Annotated in this window: 2 protein-coding genes; both read left to right on the top strand. The window is 34.4% G+C overall.

The features are described from left to right. The first annotated feature begins 257 nt into the window (after positions 1–257). Entirely contained in the window at positions 258–2096 is a 1839-nt protein-coding gene (locus tag J5V48_RS09545) for a DDE-type integrase/transposase/recombinase (RefSeq protein ID WP_219938382.1), read from the top strand. Next, the gene (locus tag J5V48_RS09550; RefSeq protein ID WP_219938384.1) at positions 2077–2811 is read left to right on the top strand and encodes an ATP-binding protein; all 735 of its coding nucleotides are present in this window, start codon (positions 2077–2079) and stop codon (positions 2809–2811) included. The genes J5V48_RS09545 and J5V48_RS09550 overlap by 20 nt, the downstream gene beginning before the upstream one ends. Positions 2812–3176: the final 365 nt, after the last annotated feature.

The following is a 3176-nucleotide window of genomic DNA, read 5'->3' on the forward strand; positions in this document are numbered from 1 at the left end:
ATACATCTATACCTGACATATTATTTTTCCTTTAAAAATCTATAAAGTTAATTCAACTGGTCTTCATCTGACTGAGTGTTAAAAATCACGAAAGTGATCCGCCGATCTCAGGGAGAAAAACAGGATCAATTTTATAATTTTTTCTCCCCAAATTTTTGCTTTGTGAAATAAGCAGAATTCAGAAAAATTTTTCTTTTCTCTATCCATAAATTTGAATCATTGTTTATTCTTGATTGTTCATTTTTTTAGGAGGAACAATGCCAAGAATAAATTACATTCGAAAGAACTCTTTTCATTTAAAAAAAGGAAAAAGAATAATGGATGGAACATCTTTAAAAAAGCTTCTGATAGAAGCGTCAAAACTAACATCAACTCAATTAGAAAACCAATATGGTCTGTCTCATGGTGTTGCAGTTCGTATGAAGCGAAAGGTGAAAGAAGACGCCACATTCAGTGAAAAGAATTTAGGACTGTTAACCGCCAAGGAAGTTTTAGAACTTTGGTACAAAAAAAGAAAAGCATCTGTAAAAAACGCTGAAGGAAATTTACAGGATAAATTTCTGTATCCTGATTGTCCAAAGATATATCAAGAATACCTTGATAATGTTGCACAAACTAATAGCACATCAAGTTCAAGAAAAACTCAGATAACAATGAGTTTATTGCTAGAGAGAAGCTACTTCTCTGAAGAAAACAAACAGGAAGCAGCAAAACAAGGAAAAGTGCTTGTATCAATGACACATGCACAAAGACTTATGTGCGAGTATAAAAAGTCAAAGGTAACACCTGTATTCAGAAAACAACACAAACCAGGATTTACTGCAGAAGTTGATTTTACTGGAGCAAAAGCACCTTATATGGGGGAGGACAATACCATTCACTATGCTGATGTTATTGTAATTGTACTTCCTCACTCAAGAATGCTTTACGCACAGGCAATTGAAAATCAGCAAAGTGAAACTGTATGCAAAGCTATCAGTCAATGCTTTAAAACATGGAATGCAGTGCCTCAGACATTAACAGTTGATAATTTTAAAGGGGCTGTTGTAAAGGCAAGCAAATATGAAGGTGAGATTAACAAATATTTTGAACAGCTTGCTAGGTTCTATAACTTTGAAGTTATTACTTGTAGACCTTATACACCTACTGATAAAGGTTGCTGTGAAGCACATGTAAAGATAGTAACCAGAAGAATACTTGCTTCATTAAGAGCAGATGCTCAAGAAGGCAAATACTGTAGAAGCATCAAGGAATTAAATGATTACTTTTCTGGTCATATTGACATTATCAACAATCACAAGGTTATTGGTTGTCAGAAGACTAGACAGGAAATGTTTGATGAAGAAATAAAGTCAATGCTGCATCCAAAGTCATGGGATTACAGTTTCAATAAAATGTATACAATGACAGTCCCAAGCACATCAAGACTGGATATTATTGGTCACCAATACGCCGTCGCTAGTAAGTGGATTGGAGCAAAAGTTGATGTTGAAATATCAAGTTCTGAAGTAAAAATATTTCACTGTTCAACGATGATTACATCTTATCCGCGAAAAGATAATACTCCAGGACTGTCATCGAAGGAGAACTTCTCCCTTGAGAATCATATCATATATGACGGCTTTTCTCTCCCCCAAAAGAGCTTTCTGCGGGAATGGGCTGAACATATTGGTCCGAATACAGTTTTATGGCTTGATTGTCTTTACAAAAGAAGAAATCACGATGCAAACAAAGCAAAATTTGCTGTAGAGGTGATGTCCTTACCGAAGGGTAAGAAAGATTATTATACAAAGCTAGATGAACTTATAGGTGAACTGTTAAAGTCAGGTGACGGTCTAAAATCAAGCTCTATTATCAATAAATGGAAAGCCCAAAAATATAAGCCAAGTACCAGTACTGACTGTGATTTTGTATATAGCAAAGAGCACTATATAGAGCTTGTAAAAAAAGTTACTACTGGTGAAATTTCTATGCTTGACTGGTCTTTTTTTGTCAAAGAAAAAACTGTAGAACCGAATAATTTACCTGCAACTTTTTTAAATGGCTCTGAGTCTTTACCAAATGGAGTAACCTATTATGCAGCAAACCATAATTGATTTAATGAATAAACTTGATTTAAAAGGTGCAATAGAATCATTCAGAATATTAAATAATGATCCAGCTTATTTAGATAAAACACCTTGCTCTATAGTACTTAAATCTTTACTAGAAGCCGAAATAAATCATAGAGATAAGAGACGACAGGAAGCACTTCTAAAAACAAGCAGATTGCCTTTGCACGTCACGATAAGTGATTGGAATTTCAACGATGAAAGAGATTCAAATGAGTTTAGATCAAAAGTAGCATCAATGCTCACTCTTAACTTTATTGAAATGGGACAGAATCTAAATGTATTAGGTGGTTCTGGTACGGGAAAAACCTTTTTTATGTCATTGATAGGTTGTCTAGCCTGCTCTCATGGAAAAACCGTTGTATTTTACAATACGAATGAATTGATAAACTCCATTAAACTTTCTAGAGGCTCTGCATCATACTATACAAAGATAAAAACCTTATCCGGAAAGACGGTATTAATGCTTGATGATTTCTGTTTATTTGAATACGATGAGGAAGAACAAGCAATTCTATTCGATATTCTAAATGCTCGTTTTGGAAAGAAAACAACAATTATAGGCTCTCAAAAAAGCATGGTTGGCTGGAGAGAAACACTTGGTGAAACAGCACTAAGTGAATCCATAATTGAAAGGGCAGGAAGAAATAACTTTACGTTAGTAATGCCTGGTGTATCAAGAAGAGCAAATCTAGACTAATCCCTCCCCCTAAAATAATGCTGTCAGTTTAGTTGGCAGCATTTTTTTATAATTTCCAATACATATACTTTCGGATCACTTTTTAATATTGAAGGATCAAATGCTGATATTGAAGGATCAGGTATTGTAAAAAAAATAAAATAAGGTAGGATCATTTTGACCTTGGATTAGAGAAAAGAAAACTCTGAATTGGTTCAAAAATTCCCTTCAAGATGATCCTGATTTTTAGGTACAAAAGACGGATCAACTTCGCGTGAGATCGGCGGATCACTTTCGTGATTTTTAACATGAGTTGAGAATGTTGTACTAAAGCTTGAATTTGAACTGAAACTGCCATTGATGGCATCTGCACCTTTATAGTCTCT

Origin of the sequence: Succinivibrio faecicola (genome assembly GCF_019448115.1) — a bacterium.
GTDB lineage: Bacteria > Pseudomonadota > Gammaproteobacteria > Enterobacterales > Succinivibrionaceae > Succinivibrio > Succinivibrio faecicola.